This window comes from Acidovorax sp. BLS4, from assembly GCF_032929295.1.
GTDB lineage: Bacteria > Pseudomonadota > Gammaproteobacteria > Burkholderiales > Burkholderiaceae_C > Paracidovorax.
This window is the reverse complement of record NZ_CP136797.1, coordinates 1563927-1578326: the sequence shown is the minus strand read 5'-3', so window position 1 is coordinate 1578326 and position 14400 is coordinate 1563927. Positions and strand designations below refer to the sequence as shown.

Below are 14400 nucleotides of genomic sequence, written 5' to 3'. Positions count from 1 at the left end.
CGCACGGTCAGAAGGCGCCGCGCAGGGTCAGCATCACATTGCGGGGGTCGCCGTAGTAGCTGCCGTTGACCAGCGCGGTGACCGAGCTGTAGTAGCGCTTGTCGAAGACGTTGTTCACGTTCAGCGCCGCGGTCCAGTGGCGGTTGATCTGGTACTTGACCAGCGCATTCCACACCGCCCGCCCGCCGTTGGTGGCGCGCACGGCACCGATCTGGCGGTAGCTGCCGCTTTGCGCGTTGACGCCGCCCCCGAGGGTGATGGCGTTCCACTCGCCCGGCAGCTGGTAGGTGCTCCACAGGCGAAACAGGTGCTTGGGCGTGTAGCTGTTGAAGGACAGGCCCTGGCTGCTCACGTCCTTGAGGTACTTGGTCTGGTTGAAGGTGTAGCCGGCGAACAGGTTCCAGTGGCGCGCGACTTCGCCGCTCACCTCCGCATCCAGGCCCTGGCTGCGCACCTCGCCCGTGTCGGTGTAGCAGTAGTAGTCGCTGCGGCAGGTGGGGCTGGTGCTGAAGTCTTCCTGCGCGCGGTTCTTCTGGTCCACGCGGAACAGGGCGAACGAGGCATTCACCTTGCCGTCCATCAGCTCGCCTTTGAGGCCCGCTTCGTAATTGGCGCCCACCATGGGCTTGAGCAACTGGCCCGCCTCGTTCAGTTCGGACTGCGGCTTGAAGATGTCGGAATAGCTCACGTAGGCGGACCATTGCGGATCGAGCGCGTAGATCAGCCCGGCATAGGGGTTGACCTTGGCGTTCTCGCGGCTGTGGGTGGCCGAGGTGGACGGCGCCGCCCCGGTGGTGACGGTGTCCCAGTCGGTGCGGAACCAGCTGACGCGCGCGCCGACGACCAGTTTGAGCGGGTCGGTCAGCTGCAGGCGCACCGCGTTGTAGAAGCCCAGTTGCCGGGCCTTGCCCTGCCGCGCCTCCCGGGTGCCGGTGTAGATCTCGGCGTCCGTGGGCTCGCGGAAGTCGGGGTTGTAGCTGTTCAGGCCGAAGATGTTGTAGTTGGTCCGAAAGCCGTAGATGGTGTCGTTCGTGGTGTGCGTGTAGTTGACCCCGCTCACCAGTTCGTGCCGCCGGCCGAAGGCGTCGAATTTTCCGGTCAGGTTCGCGTCGATGCCCGAGGTCTCGATGTCGGCGATGGACCGGGCCACGATGTTGGCGCTCTGCATCAGCGCCGGATTGACCGCCCGGTTGACCCCGGCGTACTTCAGATCGTGCTCTTCCTTGAGGTGCATCGCCGTGAACTGCAGCTTCCAGTCGTCGTTGAGCTGGTGCGCCGCATCGAAGTACAGCCCGCGGTTGGACGACTCCTGCCGGTTCCAGGTGGCGCCCAGGTAGGTCGAGCGGGGCAGGTTCAGGTCTCCGCCGGTGGCGTAGCGCGGCAGGCCGTTCATGGAGGGGCGGCCCCGCGTTTCTTCGGAGCTGGCCCCGAAGTTGATGCGCGTGGCGGCCGAAACATCGTATTCCAGCGTGCCGTACACGGTCGGGCTGCGGCGGTTCACATAATCCATGAACGAGTGGTGGTCTTCGTAGTCGATCAGCGCGCGGCCGCGCAGCGTGCCCTCTTCGTTCAGGACGCGGCTGGCGTCCAGTTGCGCGCCGTAGCGGTCCCACGAGCCCACCCGGGCCTCCACCGTGGTGGCGTTGGTGCCGAGAGGACGCTTGCGCACTAGGTTGACCGCCCCACCGGGGCTGCCTTCGCCCTGCAGCAGGCCGGCGGCGCCGCGCAGGACCTCGGCCCGGTCGATGATCGCCTGAGGGGGGTTGAGATAAACCCAGCCCTCGGTGTGCGAAAAATCGAGATTTAGGGGGATGAGGCGAAACCAACCGAAACGGGCCGCTGAAATCGCATTGCAACCCGTGTAACCCGCCGGGGAGGTCAATCGAGCCCGGATCTTGGCTCGGGATGCCCAAGCATATCGAGTTGGCCTGGGGCTGCAATCGCCTTGCGCTGCTCTTTGATCCGTGCATTGATCCGGCCAATCAGCTTACGCATGCCGCGCGGAGTCATTTTGTATTGCCGGGCCAGCTTGTCGTGATTGTCGCCCGTAAACAGGTTCAAAACCTCCAATTCTTTGAGGGTGAGCTTGTAGAAGGCGTCCTTCGGGAAGGACACCACCTGGCCCGCCCAATAGGTGCTCAGGTAGTCAACCAGATAAGCGGCCACCAGACCTGCAGCCTCTGCAGGCACGCCAACATCGACAAGCTGACGCTCGACCACGTCCAGCATCTCAGCGAGCAATTCGTGGCGCTTCAAAAGCGCCCGAGAGACGTCAACACTCACCGCACGACCTCCTTCCGGGGCAGAGCCGCAAGATCGGCCGCAACGGGCCGCTGCAGCGCTTCCATGAGGCATTCCCACGCCCACCAGTGCATATCGAAGCCCTCGCCCCGATTCAGATAGCGCTGCGCCTGCAATGCCAGTTCCGCCTGCGCCGGGGACAAGGGCGAATTGCGATGTGCCGCGATGACTTCGGTGCGCAGCGCTGCCACCGCAGAGGGCAGGCGGCGCATGGCCCACTTCTTTAACGTTTCGACAAGCGTCTCCACAGCCTCGCCGCGAGCCCAGCGCAGATCATCCACATTGGCGATGCGCTTGACGTAAGCGGCCAGTGCCGTCTCGGAAGGATCGCGCACCTCGCCGAGCGCGTGCAGGAAGAGCCACAGCGCGCGCACCTTCGATGCGTCCGGGTTGACCGTCATCGGGCGCGAGCCGGTCCGTTTGCGCACTTTGAATCCGGCGCGCTTGAGCCGCTCCAGTGCGGCCTTGAGGTCCGCATAGCTCATTGCGGCCGACGAATCGTGACGCCCGCCCGAAGCGGCCCGCAAGATTTCACGGTAGCCAGGCTCGTCCAGCGTTCCAGCACGCTCCAGATCGCCCCGCGCCACGTGAACCAGCTTGATGAGGCGGGCGCGGCCGGCATCGGCGGAAGGTTTTTGTTTTGTCGTCATGGCTTGGGTCCAGGTGGCTCACCGCAGCCCCCAGAGGGGGCTGCAGAAAGACGGCTGGTCAGCTGTGCTGCCGTGCGAGTGACCCGTCCACCACGTCGGCAGCGGACTGGGCGTCTGATTGAGTCAGCAGGTCCTGCAGTTCCACCGCCATGTCCCAGCAACTCCGGGCGCGAGGATTCTCGGAATGGCGCAGTGACGTGCCAGGAGCGACGTGCTGCCGGAAGAACCAGGCCATCAGGCGCTGCGCTACTTGCTCGGTCTGGTCCACGATCTCGTCATCGGTGCGACCAACATCACCGCCTAGGTCGCCATGAGCGGCGACCAGAGCCTGCAGTGCGTCAGCCGGCACCAAAATCAACACGCCAGCGCTCACGGGGATTTCCCCGGCAAGCGCAGCGCGTGCTTGAGCAATGGCGCGCTCCAAAGCAGTCATGCAGCACCGCCTTTCAAGAGCGCCTGCGGTTCCGGTGCGCCGACGCCCCTGTCCAGGCGCGCACTGCGGCCAGCCCGCAGCCCGGCGCTCCAGTCGTTGTGCTTCACGTTGCGGCCCTCGGTCCTGTCCTTGGGTTTCAACGAGTCCATACCCGGATAACGCTGCTCCATGTACTGCGCGATCAAGGCGGCATTGCGCTCGCTGCCTGCGAACGCTTCGACCTTTGATCGCACACCCGTGCACCACGCTTTTGCATAGAGGTCTCCCCGAGCCGTCTTCGTGCTGGACTTGCAGTTCTTGGGCTGGCGGGCAATGTGCGCGCGCCGGTCTTTGGCGCACTGGCGGCTCAGCACTTCGTAGGCATAGGCTGCTATATCCGGCGCCGGGCCGACGCCGACGAAAACAAACATGCTCAGGCGGCGATAGGTCAGTGCTGGGCCGAGTTTTCGGCGCTGCGAGCGATAGAAGTCACAGCCAAAGGCTTCGGCCACCATGGTGCCCAGAATGGCTTCCCACTCCACCAGGTCAGCAGTACGGGCCTCCGTCGCCGTCTCTGACACGTCAGCCAGGCTGACGTCGATCTCGCCCAGGTCGAACTGCTCCATCAGCTTTTGCGCCTGGCGCATGGCGGCAGCGGCTTCGTGTTCGTTGCTGCTCTGCGCCAGTGCCAGGCACTTACGGATTTTCTGCAGGGCTTCGTCGCGGGTCATGCGGCACCGCCTTCCTTGCGCTCGATGCGGACCAAGGGGTAGCGAATGCTGTCGGTTGAGCTCGCATCACCAGGGGTCTTGTAGCGCAGCGTGCCGCCCACCACCAGCTTCCCGTGATCGATAACCACGTTGCCGCACCATATCGACGCCTGGAAGGGCTCGCACCCGATCACGGTGCCCTTTGCATCCAGTTCCCAGCGCAGGAAGTCCTGGCCGTGGTCTTCGAAGGCCACCACCGTAGCCACCCTGTCCAGATGGCGGATGCGCCGATGCACAGCGCTCGCCACAGTCTTCTGCAGGCCAGGCACGAGCAGCGCCGCGTCGCACTGAGCCCGTTCAAAAGCGCTCACAACGCGAAGGCGGTCGTCCGCCGTGACGTGATAGGTCGGCACGCCGTCGTACACGCCGGCCTTGAAAGGGTTGTTGGTCATTTGGTCCTCCAAACCCGGATACCGGCTTCGAGCGTGCGGGTCGTGAGGGTCTTGCCCGTCGCGTCCTTGTAGGCCTTCACGGCGGTGCTGATCGAAGACCGGGCGGCATAGGGAACGAGGAACGAATCGCCCGGCTCCAGCTTGTCCAGCAGCGGCGACCAATCCATCACCTTCACGCCCGATGGCAGGGGCACGACCTTCTCAATGGGCACTGTCCGCGCATCCATCGTGAAGCGCGGGGCCGGCTTCCTGCGTTGCGGGGTTGGAGCAGTGGGTTCCGGCGGCGGCGCTATTGCTTCCGCACGGCGCGCGGCACCACCTTCCGCCGAGGTTTCGCCCTTGCGGGCCAGCCATCCATGGAATGCTGACTGGGCCGTCTGCTTGCTCTCCACCAGTGGCTTACCAGAGCCCTTGCAATACGCCAGTTCGCCACTGTCCAGGTCCTCGAAGCGAATGACCAGGCCCGCCTGCACAGCGGAAGCCATCAGCGTGTGCACGTTGCTGCGCGAGCAGCCGTATTTCTCGGAGATGGTGCCCGCATCGAGCTTCTCTGTCGGGTTGGCCCCAAGGAAGCGGACCACCTGGCCGGGCACGGAATCCTTTCGGGGGGTGTAGGGCTGCGTCATGCCGTGCCGCCTTCCTGCGTTGCGTTGGCGGCGCTGTCGGCCGGGACGATCTGCACCCGCTCCAGCGTCAGCGGATCGGTGCCATAGGCTTCTCGGAAGTCGAACCCGATCCTCGGCACGCCGAAGCCGTCGCTGCCAGTGCCGATGCCTGTATGCGTCCAACGGGCATCCGCAGCATTGGTGAAGATGACGCCTTGACCGCATGGCGCGAAGACAGCCCAATATTGCCGGGCTGCAGGCTCGCCGCTGCCATGGATCGCAGGGACAGCCTGATAAGTCAGGTTCTCAGCGAATTGGCTGCTGTACCACTCTTCGTCGAAGCCGCCCGCAGCGGCTGCCGCCGCAGTGGCCAGATCGAAGAGCTCCGATCCGGGTCCCGCGAGAAAAGCCATGCGCGGGTCGCTCCTGATGCGCTGCAGGAGGTGCGCCACCACTCGCTCGAAAAGACGCAGGTGATCTTCGGTCATGCTCATGCGGTCGCTCCCTTGCGCTCTGGCGCGTTGTGTTCCTTGCACACCGCCTGGGCCGTCACACCGAACCCGCCAAGGGTGCAGCGCCACGGATAGACATCGTTGTAGGCGCCGCTGCGGGGAGCCTGCTCGCCGTGGCTGCAGTTGCGGCAGCACGGGCGCTGGTTGGCGTTCAGGTAGCCCATGGCCGCCTTCTTGTTGTCGATGGGGGTTGTGCGGAACACCATCACGACAACTCCGCGTTGGCTTCTTTGATCGCTGCGTTGATGACCGAGGTCACGGCCTTCTCGATAGTGCTGTCCACGCTCTTGATGAGCGGTTGGTCGCCTGCGCCCTCCACCGAGACGCCCAGGCGCTTGAGGACCTTCGCGTCCAGCTGGGCCAAGGCGCTGGCCACCGGCTTTTCCGTGGTCTTGATGAGCAAGTCGGCCTGCTCCGCCGTGATCTCGCCAGCATCGACCAGGCGGCGGATGCGGTCGCACACCTTTTCGTCGTCGTCCCACTGCAGGGACCCGTTGGACAGCAGCATGCCGAACTTGATGCCGTCCACCACGTAGGTGCGCGGCTTCTCGAACAGTTCGGGGTGGGCCTTGATATGGTCCACCAGCTCGTTGTGCTCCTTGGCAACCTGGCGCGCTACGCGCTTGATATCGGCGAGCGAGCCATTCTTCACGGTGTCGAGATTGCTCTGCAGCGTGAGGAACAGGGCGGAAAGGCGGTCGCGGTGTTCGCTGAGAGCGGAGGCGCGCTTCTGGATTTCTTGAAGGGACATGGGGTTACCTCTGGATCAATGGATGGCGTTGCAGCCGGGGACTTTTGTGGCGGTCGAGGCTTGGAGCATTTCGCCCGCGAGCTGGCCCAGGGTCATGGCGCACAGGCCGATGCCATGGGGTGACAGGGATTGCGCATGGATGCGATAAAGCATCACCAGCGCCTCCAGAACCACCACAGTGCGCGGCGGCTCCGGCTGGCGCAGCACGCAGTCGATGATTTCGGTCGCAAGGGCGCCGGCTTGGTTTTGCAGGTCGGCCTGCGTGAATTCTTTGGACATGGTTTCAGGCATTGCAAACTCCTCAGCAGCGGTAGCCGCGGCTATCGATGCGCTTGTGGTCGTCCGCCCCGGCGCGGGTGGCCGGGGCGGGGCTGGTCGTCCAGACGGGTGCGCGCATCAGGTCGTACTGCGCGGCCGGCACAGGGTCTGCAGGGCGCAGCGAAGGCCGCTCGCTGTCGCGGGGCCGCCCCCGGCCGGGAAGGATTCGTGCCGTGGTCATCAGAGCAGCCCTCCACCGATGCGTCGGGCCGGAAGCCGGTCCGACTCGGGGCGCATGCCCAGGCACATTTGCTGGCCCACGGCCATGCCCTGCAGATGCACGCGGTCCATGCGGGTGTCCAGCTTGTAGATTTCAGCCGCGGCGATCAGCAGCATGGTCATCAGCACCATGACCAACGCGCTCAGCACGACGACCAGGGGGATGCGGGGATAGCGGCGCGTGTTCATGCGGCCTCCCTGCGCGGTACAACGGACCTGACGCCTTCCAGGTGGAGTGCTGCAGTGATGGCCTCCCAGTCACTGCCGAAGATGCCCCGCATCCGGCCGCGGCTTCCATCGTCCATCGTGATGAATACAAGGTAGGACTTCATCATTTCCCCCTGGCTGCCGCCAGGATCAGCGGCGCCGACACCTTGGGCGCGCCGATCTTCACGGCCTCGTTCATCGCCAGCGTGACGAGGTTGTTCACGGCCAGCGGATGGCACAGCGACTTCTCCCGCACCTCGCGCTGACCGCGATGGGTGCGCGTCTCGGAGATGCGCAGCGCATCGCGGATGGCATCGATCGCGCTCGGCTCCAGCACCGAGGCCATGTCCATATCGGCCCGCGCGAACTTGTGCTGCAGGTAGGCATGCACATGGTTGTCCAGGGCTGGCAGGTGGATCAATTCGCAGCGCTGCACCACCTCGCGCACCTCGGGGTCGTTCTCGCAGAGCTTTTCTTCCAGCTCCGTCTGGCCGATCAGCATGATCGAAAGGAGCTTCTTGAAGCCGTCCTCCAGCTCGTAGAAGCGCTTCAGGCACTTGATCGTGGGCTTGGCCAGGGCATGGGCCTCTTCGATGATGACGACGTGCTTGCGGCCCACCTGAGCCGCGCCCTGCAGGACGCGCTTCATCTGGTCGCTGCGGTCGTCCAGGCGCTGGCGCAGCGCCGTGCCGGGTGCCACATTGCGGATGACCGACGCCACGATGTCAGCGGCCTTCAGCGGCGTGCCGTCGCGCTCGTTGGCGGCCATGCCCAGCACGAAAGGTTCGATCACCGTGATCGGCTCGCCCGTGTCGACGATCCACTGGTTCAGGTCTTTGCGCAAGATGCTCTTGCCGCCGCCCGACTCGGCCACCACGGCCAGCATGCCGCCGTACTTGGCGGTTTGGCGCATGGCGCTGCGCACGTAGCGGATTTCGTCCGTCACGAACACATCGCCCTCGTCGCGCATTTCATCGACGAAGGGGTCGCGTGGAATCTTGAAGTGGCGCCGCGCGTCCGGGGTCAGTTTGTAGTGCCGTAGTAGCATGAAGGGGTCCTCTCCTTGGGTAGTGCCTGGCTGGGGGCCGGAGTGAGTGGCTTGCGCCATCGCCTGCAGCTCCGCGTTGGCGCGCGGGGCTGTAGGTGCTTCGTCGAACGTCGCCGCCACCGTTTCCGGGGAGGCGCCGCACGCCGTGAGGTATTTGCGAATGCGCTCCTTGAGCGCGGCTTCGCCTCCGCAGGCCTTGGGCCAGCGGTCGTAGTTGATGGCTAGTGAAATCGTGGCGGTGCTGACGCCGGTGTGGCGGGCGCAGTCGGCAGCGGACCGGCCCACGGCGGCCAGGTCAGCGCGAAGGTTCAACATCGAAGCGACCATCACACGGCCCTCAGCCCGCCAGCGGCGCGCATGGGTTGCGGTGCTTCGGCTTGGTCCGCGTACTGCGCGATCAGCGCATCCACCTGGTCTTCCGGCACGCCGGCCTCGTAGCGCTTCATGAAGAAGGCGTTTTCTTCGGGCGCCAGATGGCGGCCGATGGCCTTGACGATGCGCAGCATCGCGGTCACCGGGTCGAGCAGTTCGGGCCCTGCCGGGGCGGCGTGTGCCGGCGTGGCGATCTCGGCGCCCTGCCGTGGCAGGTAGGCCGGCAGTGCCACGTCCTTGAGGTAGCCGTGGGCGTTGAGCTGACCGCCGAAAGGCGTAGCGCGCTTGGCGCGGGCTGCTTTGACTTCATCTGCAGAGAGGCCTGGATATGCCGCCTCGTCCATCGACGTGGCTGCATGCTCGGCGCCCGTCTTCGCCGCGCGCTTGTACTCGGCTCCGATCTCGGCGGCATCGGCCTGCTGGCCGAACTCGTCGAAGTCGCGCTCAGGCTCGCAGCGGTAGATCAGCGGCTCGCCGTCGTAGCGCTCCACCTGCACCTGGACGGCGCACTCACCGAACACCAGCCCGCGCACCTTCACCAGGTCGCCCACATTGATGCCATCGAAGCCGCGCAGGCTGTAAGCCAGCGTGCGACCGGCAGACGGATGGCGGAACGTGATGGACAGGTTGGGCTTCACTTGGCGCTCTTCCTCCTTGGAGCGCATGAACGCCTGGCACACCTCCACCGGAGGCAGCACGCGCAACTGCTCGGGGGTGATGAGCTGCCAAAGGTCGTAGCGGGCCACCGGCTGCTGCAGGCCCGGCCGGCGCAGCCGCGTGTCCTGGCCCGGGATCAGGTTGGCGCAGTAGGCATTGGTCCAAGCGAACGCGGCAGCGTTGAGCTGGTCCACGTCTTCCACGGGCTCGAACCGCAGCCGGCTCTCGAACTGCGTCTCCACAATGTTGTTGCCGTTCTCCGCGCCACCCTTGGCGCGGCTGTTTCCGGCCTCGTGGGTGATGTGGTTCACGCCCAGCGCGTCCAGCAGCGAGCGCACCGCCGCGGACGTGTTGGCACTGCCCTTGTCCCACAGCAGGTGGCGCGGCACGCCCTGGAACGGCCGGCCTGCCTGCAGTCCCCACGCGAACATCAGAAAGCGGAACAGGTTGTACTGGTCTTCGCCCGCGGCTTCTGTGTACCAGGGGATCACGGTGGCGCTGGCTTTGTCGTAGCACACGTACCGATAGCACTTGAACTTGAGCTTGGCGATCTTGTCCAGCTTGTTCTTGTAGAACTCGTCATCGCGCATGATGTACTGGCGCCCCTTGAGGTAGTACACAAGGCACAGCGACGGGTCGATCTGGTGCGTGTGGTTCGGGTAGGGAGCGCGCAGCGCCTGCACGGGCGCCGCCACGCGCTGGGAAGCCACGTTGAGCTTGCGGTCGCGCATGAGCCGGTTCAACTGCCCGTTGCTCACACCGAACGCATGCCCGTTCTGTTCCAGGATGCCGCGCGCCGTGGTCGTGAAGAGCGTCTGCTTGCCATTGGCGCGGATGGCCTCGCGCTGGGCAGAACCCAGCGTCACCAGGGCCTCGCTGGAAACGCTGGTGGAGCCTTTGTCGCATCGCGCCTTGCGACCCGACGACCAGCCGGCCACGCTCTTGAGGTGCCGGTACATCGTCTGCACCGACAGGCCCAGGAACTGCGCCGCTTCCTGCACGATGGGGGTGGCACCCCCATGCTCGGCAGCGTCCAGGCGCCGGGCCGTCTGGCGCAGGTAGTCGCAGGCTTCGGGGGAGAGTGCAGCCATGTCGTCCAACACTTCAAACCGCTGCATTCGCAGCCTCAGGCACTTGCATCAGGTACTGGCGAGCTTCGGCCAGGTCATCGCCGAAGCGCTCGGCAAAGGCATGCTGCGCGGCGCCCACCAGTTCCGCGAGGCGGTTCAGACTGTCCTGCAGGCTCAGTGCCACCAGGGCCACGCTGCGGGGCAGCGGCGCCGGCTCCGTGGGGTCGTAGTTCTCTGCCTGGGTCACCTCCTCCGTCCACCATTGCTCCAGCGCCAGCGTGGCCTGGTGGTGGGCTTCGATGCCGTTCTCGATCAGCGACTGGCGATCCGCGATCTCCTCTTTGAAGGGCAGGATGCGTTCGTCCAGGGGAACGACCACCGGGCGCTTGCCGGCGAGTTTTTTCTCGGCCTTGTCGGCGCGCTCGTCGGCTTTGGCGCGCTTCTCATTGGCGAACTTCACATCCTGTTCGGACTGGCGCAGCCGCTCGCGCAGTTGGCTCGCGCTCAGACGGTCAATGTCATCCATCTCGGAGAGGTTCTCCAGGACGTCATCGTCGTGGGTGACGAGTTCCAGGAAGGCGCTGGCATTTTTGACCTGGGAACTCAAAAGTTCCAATTTGGAACTTTTGACGGTCTTTGCAGCTGCCTGCATGAAGCGGAATGCGGTCGTCTTCGCAAAGCCGAGCATCTCGACGCGCTGCTGAAATTCGCCGTGGGGTGTCAGCTCCTTGAGCAGAAGCAGTCGCTTACCCGTTTCGAGGATGGCCTCCACCGTGCGCCGTTGGTAGAACCGAATCTCGTCTTCCAGCGTGCCCACCGTCAACGCGCCCTGGTAGCCCAGTTCTTGGGCCATGGCTGTGGCCTTGGCCTCTACCACCTCCAGCGCACCCCGCGCCGCGGCTTCCTGGACGGCCATATCGGCGGGCGTTGCGCCCACGAAATCAGGGCCGATGTGCTCGGCCGGGGGCAAGGCTTTGCGGCCTCTCTTGAGAAAGCGCTCTTCGATCTGAGCGTCTGACAGTTGGGGTCGTGCCATTGGGCTATTTCCTCTCTTGATGGGGTGATTCAGATGGCGCGCGTGTAGCGCTGGTCGATGTCGTCAATGCGCTGGCGCACACGGCGCATTTCGTCGTCATGGGCGCGGGCAAGCTGGATCAGCTTCGGCGTCAGGCGCCAGCACTCTTCGTTGCCGGGGATTCGCTCTGCAACGCCTTCATCCGCCAGCAGTTCAAGATCGCGCAGCGCCATGGGCGGCGAGACTTTCAGCGCCTCCGACACTTGCTTCAGGCGCAGGCCGTCGAACGCATGGCCCTGCAGCAGCCAGAGCAGGCGCAGCGCGCGGCGGACGGGCTGGTGGTGCTGCGGGTTGCTCATGCGGGCACCTTGCGACCAGCCCGCAGCAGTTCCACGGCTTGGGCTGCTGCCTCGGCGGCGGCGCGTTCTGCAGGGGTCGGCCCGTACCAGTGCTGAAACACCACGGTGCAGCCGCTCGGGTCGCGCGCCGTCTTCGTCAGCAGCAGGCGGTCGGGATTGGCCGCGCCGTGGTCCGTCGCAGGCAGGGCAATGCGGTCGAACTCGTCGCGCTTGACGATGCCGACATACACGTAGTCGGGCGTCATTACGCTGGCCCAGTTGGAATCGATGGTCATGGTCAAAGCTCCAGTTCCGGCGCGGCGTAGCGCGCCACGTTGTGGTGATGGAAAGCCACTTGCTCCAGGTGCGTGCGAAGCGCGTCCAGGGTGGCGGCGGGGTTGGCCGCAGCGGGGTCGGCATAGAACGCGGTCAGCAACTGCAGCGCGGCGGCGCAACTGCTGTTCACGGCCAGCAGATCGGCCTGTCCTGCGTTGCGGCCCGTGGGCATGGGAATGGACAGGCGCCCCGCTGCCGCGGCATACCAGTCGGTCACGTAGTGACAGCCGCAGGCGAGCTCGTAGGCCGGCACCAGGATGGCCGGCATGCGGCCGGTGCCCAGCCACTTGTAGAGGCTGTCGTGGGTCACGCCCATGCGGTCCGCAATGCGTTCCACCGAAAGGTTCCGGCGCTCCTGGGCGAACTCTTTGCACAGGCGCAACGCATGCACCAGGCTGTTGGCACGCAGGTGTTTCCAGTTGCGGCGGCTCATTGGAAGCACCTCCGCGAAGCGACGTCCAAACAAATGCCGGCTGTGCCACGCGCCGCTACGGTTGGCGGGCCGTACAGTCCGGCACCAACACCACCAGCCAACGGGCCAGCAATGGATAACGACGAAGACTTCATCCGACTCAGTGACAGCGACGACGCGCTATACCGTGCCTTGGGCGTACTGGTCGCACAGTTGCACCGAGCGCGAATCATTGAGGCCTCCGCGCTGACTTCGGAGATGCGGCAGCTGGCGGGCAAGATGGAGCGGGAGGAGCCTGATCGTCCAATGAGTGCGCAGGGCTTACGCCAGATTGCGGCGTCGATTGATGGCGCGATTCCGGGTTGGGATGAACTGCGCGCTGTGCAAGACCTGTATCGCCCCGGTCTTCCAGGCTCAGGGCGCCCGTGAAAGGGGCGCGGCGCAGAGCACGAGCGCCAGTAAGATGCTTGCTGGACATACCGTTCATGCCGCCGCCAGCTGCATGCGGGGCTTGGCCTGCTGCCGCGAAACCTGGCCCTGCTTGAGGCCCAGTTCCACGGCGATGTTGTGGCTCTCACCCCGCAGGCACTTGCGCTGGGGAGCGCGGTCGTCGTCGTTGACGATCATGCAAACCAGCGCGGCCGAATAGCCACGCTGCTTGGCCCAGTCCGAGTAAGACCAGCCACGGCTGGCGAACTCGTTGCGGACTTGTTGACGGGTTTTTAGGGGCATGGTGGTGCGTCCTGTTTTGTTGTCACCAGTTGGCGCTGGTGATGTGGTGTGAAAACGTGTTGGGATGAATTATGAGATCAAAACATCTCTTTTTCAAGATATGAATGAGACTTTTCAATCTCTTTTTGGCGCACGCCTGAAAGAGGAGCGGAAAGCCCTTGGGCTTAATCAAGATCAGGCCGCCCAGTTGGTTGGAGTTACCAGGGAGCACTGGGGGCGATGCGAGCGAGGACTGGCCGTGCTGGGTGGTGAGGTGCTGGCCGCGCTGGTGCCGCAAGGGGTAGACGTGCTTTACATCCTCACCGGCCAGCGCAGCCAGCCAGTGCCAGCAACGGCAGAGTTGCCAGCGGGTGACCGCAAACTGCTGGAAGACTTTCACTCGGCGCCGGCACAAGTCCAGGCAGGTATCAAGATCACGCTAGGCGCGTTCGAAACTTCGGGTAGTGCGCGACGCGGAAAAGCCGCTTGACGCGTCCAACGACGAGGTGTTCCGGCATGTCTGATTTCGCCGATCGTCTTCGCAACCTGCGGCAGATGCGGGAGTTGAGTCCTCAGGCTCTGGCTCAGGTGTGCGGCATTTCATATGAAAGTCAGCAAGCCTATGAAGCTGGGCTAGTCGGTCCCAATGCCCGATACCTGCAAGCGCTTGCCGATGCCGGGCTAGAGGTGGCCTATCTCACCACGGGAGAGTTCCCATCGCCGCGACCCGAAGGCATGGACCGCAAGACGTTCGCATTCTTGGACAACTATCGGCATTGCAGTCCAGAGGCGCAGGCCGAAATTTATTTGACGCTCATGATCTCGGCGGCACCCAACCTTGCACGGCAAGAGCGAGAGGCTGCCCGTGTACGCTTCGACCAGCCGCGTGATGCGGCCAACGAAGATGATGGAAATTTCAAACGATAGGAGGGAGTGGTATGGAACCGATCTTTGGCTTCATTCTTTTTTTCGTGGCAACGCTGATAGCGACCATCGTCGCGTCCAAACGAGGGCGATCCGGTTGGCTTGTCTTTCTCGCTTGTGCGGGCGGTGGCTTTCTCATGGTCATCTTGGTAAGCCGCGCTGGAGGCGGTGGAGCGGGTGCGGCCTTCGGCGCTTTCCTCGCTCCACTGGCTGCGTTGGTTTGGGCGCTGTCAAGCAGTACCAGCCAGCAGTTGGCGGTGGAGAACGGAGAGCACGGTGACTTCAAGAAATGCCCCTTCTGCGCCGAGCCCGTGCGGCGCGAGGCCGTCAAGTGCAGACACTGCCAAAGCGATCTGTCCCACCAGCCTTGAGGCTTCCCG

24 protein-coding genes are annotated in these 14400 nt (G+C 64.6%); 4 read left to right on the top strand and 20 right to left on the bottom strand.

The features are described from left to right. Positions 1 to 7 precede the first annotated feature (7 nt). The 19 genes from R1Z03_RS07310 to R1Z03_RS07220 all read right to left on the bottom strand — a co-directional run bounded on the left by R1Z03_RS07310 (position 8) and on the right by R1Z03_RS07220 (position 12406). Positions 8 to 1882, bottom strand: a complete 1875-nt coding sequence (locus R1Z03_RS07310; protein ID WP_317358240.1) for a TonB-dependent siderophore receptor — start codon at positions 1880 to 1882, stop codon at positions 8 to 10. Next, positions 1879 to 2283, bottom strand: a complete 405-nt coding sequence (locus R1Z03_RS07305) for a Mor transcription activator family protein (RefSeq protein ID WP_317358237.1) — start codon at positions 2281 to 2283, stop codon at positions 1879 to 1881. The genes R1Z03_RS07310 and R1Z03_RS07305 overlap by 4 nt, the downstream gene beginning before the upstream one ends. Further along, positions 2280 to 2951: a regulatory protein GemA gene (locus R1Z03_RS07300; RefSeq protein ID WP_317358234.1), complete on the bottom strand. Its 672-nt coding sequence runs from the start codon at positions 2949 to 2951 to the stop codon at positions 2280 to 2282. The genes R1Z03_RS07305 and R1Z03_RS07300 overlap by 4 nt, the downstream gene beginning before the upstream one ends. A 58-nt stretch (positions 2952 to 3009) precedes the next feature. Then, positions 3010 to 3384: a hypothetical protein gene (locus R1Z03_RS07295; RefSeq protein WP_317358231.1), complete on the bottom strand. Its 375-nt coding sequence runs from the start codon at positions 3382 to 3384 to the stop codon at positions 3010 to 3012. After that, a complete protein-coding gene (locus R1Z03_RS07290) occupies positions 3381 to 4094 on the bottom strand; it encodes a DUF2786 domain-containing protein (RefSeq protein WP_317358228.1) in 714 nt (237 codons plus the stop codon). The genes R1Z03_RS07295 and R1Z03_RS07290 overlap by 4 nt, the downstream gene beginning before the upstream one ends. Then, positions 4091 to 4525 (bottom strand): hypothetical protein, encoded by a 435-nt coding sequence (locus R1Z03_RS07285; RefSeq protein ID WP_317358225.1) that lies wholly within the window; start codon positions 4523 to 4525, stop codon positions 4091 to 4093. Before R1Z03_RS07285 ends, R1Z03_RS07290 begins: the two co-directional genes overlap by 4 nt. After that, complete coding sequence (locus R1Z03_RS07280; protein ID WP_317358222.1) at positions 4522 to 5151, bottom strand: hypothetical protein; 630 nt, start codon at positions 5149 to 5151, stop codon at positions 4522 to 4524. Before R1Z03_RS07280 ends, R1Z03_RS07285 begins: the two co-directional genes overlap by 4 nt. Then, positions 5148 to 5624, bottom strand: a complete 477-nt coding sequence (locus R1Z03_RS07275) for a hypothetical protein (RefSeq protein ID WP_317358219.1) — start codon at positions 5622 to 5624, stop codon at positions 5148 to 5150. Before R1Z03_RS07275 ends, R1Z03_RS07280 begins: the two co-directional genes overlap by 4 nt. Beyond that, positions 5621 to 5848, bottom strand: coding sequence for a hypothetical protein (locus tag R1Z03_RS07270; protein WP_317358216.1), 228 nt, complete (start codon positions 5846 to 5848; stop codon positions 5621 to 5623). The genes R1Z03_RS07275 and R1Z03_RS07270 overlap by 4 nt, the downstream gene beginning before the upstream one ends. After that, entirely contained in the window at positions 5848 to 6393 is a 546-nt protein-coding gene (locus tag R1Z03_RS07265; protein ID WP_317358214.1) for a hypothetical protein, read from the bottom strand. The genes R1Z03_RS07270 and R1Z03_RS07265 overlap by 1 nt, the downstream gene beginning before the upstream one ends. Positions 6394 to 6408: 15 nt before the next feature. Continuing rightward, the gene (locus R1Z03_RS07260; RefSeq protein WP_317358211.1) at positions 6409 to 6672 is read right to left on the bottom strand and encodes a hypothetical protein; all 264 of its coding nucleotides are present in this window, start codon (positions 6670 to 6672) and stop codon (positions 6409 to 6411) included. A 22-nt stretch (positions 6673 to 6694) separates the two neighbouring features. Then, on the bottom strand, positions 6695 to 6892 hold the full coding sequence (locus tag R1Z03_RS07255) for a hypothetical protein (RefSeq protein ID WP_317358209.1): 198 nt from the start codon (positions 6890 to 6892) through the stop codon (positions 6695 to 6697). Further along, complete coding sequence (locus R1Z03_RS07250) at positions 6892 to 7119, bottom strand: hypothetical protein (RefSeq protein WP_317358207.1); 228 nt, start codon at positions 7117 to 7119, stop codon at positions 6892 to 6894. The genes R1Z03_RS07255 and R1Z03_RS07250 overlap by 1 nt, the downstream gene beginning before the upstream one ends. A gap of 142 nt (positions 7120 to 7261) precedes the next feature. Further along, the gene (locus R1Z03_RS07245; RefSeq protein WP_317358204.1) at positions 7262 to 8500 is read right to left on the bottom strand and encodes an AAA family ATPase; all 1239 of its coding nucleotides are present in this window, start codon (positions 8498 to 8500) and stop codon (positions 7262 to 7264) included. An 11-nt stretch (positions 8501 to 8511) separates the two neighbouring features. Beyond that, positions 8512 to 10305 (bottom strand): integrase, encoded by a 1794-nt coding sequence (locus tag R1Z03_RS07240; protein ID WP_317358201.1) that lies wholly within the window; start codon positions 10303 to 10305, stop codon positions 8512 to 8514. Between the two features lie 13 nt (positions 10306 to 10318). Further along, positions 10319 to 11320 carry a hypothetical protein gene (locus R1Z03_RS07235; protein ID WP_317358198.1) on the bottom strand — a complete coding sequence of 334 codons (1002 nt, stop codon included), beginning with the start codon at positions 11318 to 11320 and terminating at the stop codon, positions 10319 to 10321. Positions 11321 to 11349: 29 nt separating this feature from the next. Next, positions 11350 to 11658, bottom strand: coding sequence for a hypothetical protein (locus R1Z03_RS07230; protein ID WP_317358196.1), 309 nt, complete (start codon positions 11656 to 11658; stop codon positions 11350 to 11352). Continuing rightward, positions 11655 to 11933, bottom strand: coding sequence for a hypothetical protein (locus R1Z03_RS07225; RefSeq protein WP_317358194.1), 279 nt, complete (start codon positions 11931 to 11933; stop codon positions 11655 to 11657). Before R1Z03_RS07225 ends, R1Z03_RS07230 begins: the two co-directional genes overlap by 4 nt. Positions 11934 to 11935: 2 nt before the next feature. Beyond that, positions 11936 to 12406: a hypothetical protein gene (locus R1Z03_RS07220; RefSeq protein WP_317358192.1), complete on the bottom strand. Its 471-nt coding sequence runs from the start codon at positions 12404 to 12406 to the stop codon at positions 11936 to 11938. Between the two features lie 111 nt (positions 12407 to 12517). Here R1Z03_RS07220 and R1Z03_RS07215 point away from each other — a divergent pair, with 111 nt between their 5' ends. Next, complete coding sequence (locus R1Z03_RS07215; protein ID WP_317358190.1) at positions 12518 to 12814, top strand: hypothetical protein; 297 nt, start codon at positions 12518 to 12520, stop codon at positions 12812 to 12814. Between the two features lie 54 nt (positions 12815 to 12868). Here the strand turns inward: R1Z03_RS07215 and R1Z03_RS07210 are convergent, their stop codons facing one another. Beyond that, the gene (locus R1Z03_RS07210; protein WP_272569185.1) at positions 12869 to 13117 is read right to left on the bottom strand and encodes a DNA-binding protein; all 249 of its coding nucleotides are present in this window, start codon (positions 13115 to 13117) and stop codon (positions 12869 to 12871) included. A 64-nt stretch (positions 13118 to 13181) separates the two neighbouring features. Between R1Z03_RS07210 and R1Z03_RS07205 the strand changes: the two genes are divergently transcribed. From R1Z03_RS07205 to R1Z03_RS07195, 3 genes are read left to right on the top strand one after another with little or no spacing between them, the layout of a single operon-like run. Then, complete coding sequence (locus R1Z03_RS07205) at positions 13182 to 13586, top strand: helix-turn-helix transcriptional regulator (protein WP_317358184.1); 405 nt, start codon at positions 13182 to 13184, stop codon at positions 13584 to 13586. A 26-nt stretch (positions 13587 to 13612) separates the two neighbouring features. Beyond that, positions 13613 to 14023 carry a helix-turn-helix transcriptional regulator gene (locus tag R1Z03_RS07200; RefSeq protein WP_317358182.1) on the top strand — a complete coding sequence of 137 codons (411 nt, stop codon included), beginning with the start codon at positions 13613 to 13615 and terminating at the stop codon, positions 14021 to 14023. Positions 14024 to 14034: 11 nt separating this feature from the next. Further along, the gene (locus tag R1Z03_RS07195) at positions 14035 to 14391 is read left to right on the top strand and encodes a hypothetical protein (protein WP_317358180.1); all 357 of its coding nucleotides are present in this window, start codon (positions 14035 to 14037) and stop codon (positions 14389 to 14391) included. The last annotated feature ends 9 nt before the right edge of the window (positions 14392 to 14400 follow it).

What these genes read in the sequence shown, in the direction of transcription:
- R1Z03_RS07205 (WP_317358184.1), top strand. Translation starts at nt 13,182, where the DNA reads ATGAATTATGAGATCAAAACATCTCTTTTTCAAGATATGAATGAGACT.
- R1Z03_RS07295 (WP_317358231.1), bottom strand. Translation starts at nt 3,384, where the DNA reads ATGACTGCTTTGGAGCGCGCCATTGCTCAAGCACGCGCTGCGCTTGCC.
- R1Z03_RS07270 (WP_317358216.1), bottom strand. Translation starts at nt 5,848, where the DNA reads ATGGTGTTCCGCACAACCCCCATCGACAACAAGAAGGCGGCCATGGGC.
- R1Z03_RS07255 (WP_317358209.1), bottom strand. Translation starts at nt 6,892, where the DNA reads ATGACCACGGCACGAATCCTTCCCGGCCGGGGGCGGCCCCGCGACAGC.
- R1Z03_RS07210 (WP_272569185.1), bottom strand. Translation starts at nt 13,117, where the DNA reads ATGCCCCTAAAAACCCGTCAACAAGTCCGCAACGAGTTCGCCAGCCGT.
- R1Z03_RS07225 (WP_317358194.1), bottom strand. Translation starts at nt 11,933, where the DNA reads ATGACCATCGATTCCAACTGGGCCAGCGTAATGACGCCCGACTACGTG.
- R1Z03_RS07285 (WP_317358225.1), bottom strand. Translation starts at nt 4,525, where the DNA reads ATGACCAACAACCCTTTCAAGGCCGGCGTGTACGACGGCGTGCCGACC.
- R1Z03_RS07290 (WP_317358228.1), bottom strand. Translation starts at nt 4,094, where the DNA reads ATGACCCGCGACGAAGCCCTGCAGAAAATCCGTAAGTGCCTGGCACTG.
- R1Z03_RS07200 (WP_317358182.1), top strand. Translation starts at nt 13,613, where the DNA reads ATGTCTGATTTCGCCGATCGTCTTCGCAACCTGCGGCAGATGCGGGAG.
- R1Z03_RS07265 (WP_317358214.1), bottom strand. Translation starts at nt 6,393, where the DNA reads ATGTCCCTTCAAGAAATCCAGAAGCGCGCCTCCGCTCTCAGCGAACAC.
- R1Z03_RS07240 (WP_317358201.1), bottom strand. Translation starts at nt 10,305, where the DNA reads ATGGCTGCACTCTCCCCCGAAGCCTGCGACTACCTGCGCCAGACGGCC.
- R1Z03_RS07220 (WP_317358192.1), bottom strand. Translation starts at nt 12,406, where the DNA reads ATGAGCCGCCGCAACTGGAAACACCTGCGTGCCAACAGCCTGGTGCAT.
- R1Z03_RS07195 (WP_317358180.1), top strand. Translation starts at nt 14,035, where the DNA reads ATGGAACCGATCTTTGGCTTCATTCTTTTTTTCGTGGCAACGCTGATA.
- R1Z03_RS07235 (WP_317358198.1), bottom strand. Translation starts at nt 11,320, where the DNA reads ATGGCACGACCCCAACTGTCAGACGCTCAGATCGAAGAGCGCTTTCTC.
- R1Z03_RS07230 (WP_317358196.1), bottom strand. Translation starts at nt 11,658, where the DNA reads ATGAGCAACCCGCAGCACCACCAGCCCGTCCGCCGCGCGCTGCGCCTG.
- R1Z03_RS07260 (WP_317358211.1), bottom strand. Translation starts at nt 6,672, where the DNA reads ATGTCCAAAGAATTCACGCAGGCCGACCTGCAAAACCAAGCCGGCGCC.
- R1Z03_RS07215 (WP_317358190.1), top strand. Translation starts at nt 12,518, where the DNA reads ATGGATAACGACGAAGACTTCATCCGACTCAGTGACAGCGACGACGCG.
- R1Z03_RS07245 (WP_317358204.1), bottom strand. Translation starts at nt 8,500, where the DNA reads ATGTTGAACCTTCGCGCTGACCTGGCCGCCGTGGGCCGGTCCGCTGCC.
- R1Z03_RS07275 (WP_317358219.1), bottom strand. Translation starts at nt 5,624, where the DNA reads ATGAGCATGACCGAAGATCACCTGCGTCTTTTCGAGCGAGTGGTGGCG.
- R1Z03_RS07250 (WP_317358207.1), bottom strand. Translation starts at nt 7,119, where the DNA reads ATGAACACGCGCCGCTATCCCCGCATCCCCCTGGTCGTCGTGCTGAGC.
- R1Z03_RS07300 (WP_317358234.1), bottom strand. Translation starts at nt 2,951, where the DNA reads ATGACGACAAAACAAAAACCTTCCGCCGATGCCGGCCGCGCCCGCCTC.
- R1Z03_RS07280 (WP_317358222.1), bottom strand. Translation starts at nt 5,151, where the DNA reads ATGACGCAGCCCTACACCCCCCGAAAGGATTCCGTGCCCGGCCAGGTG.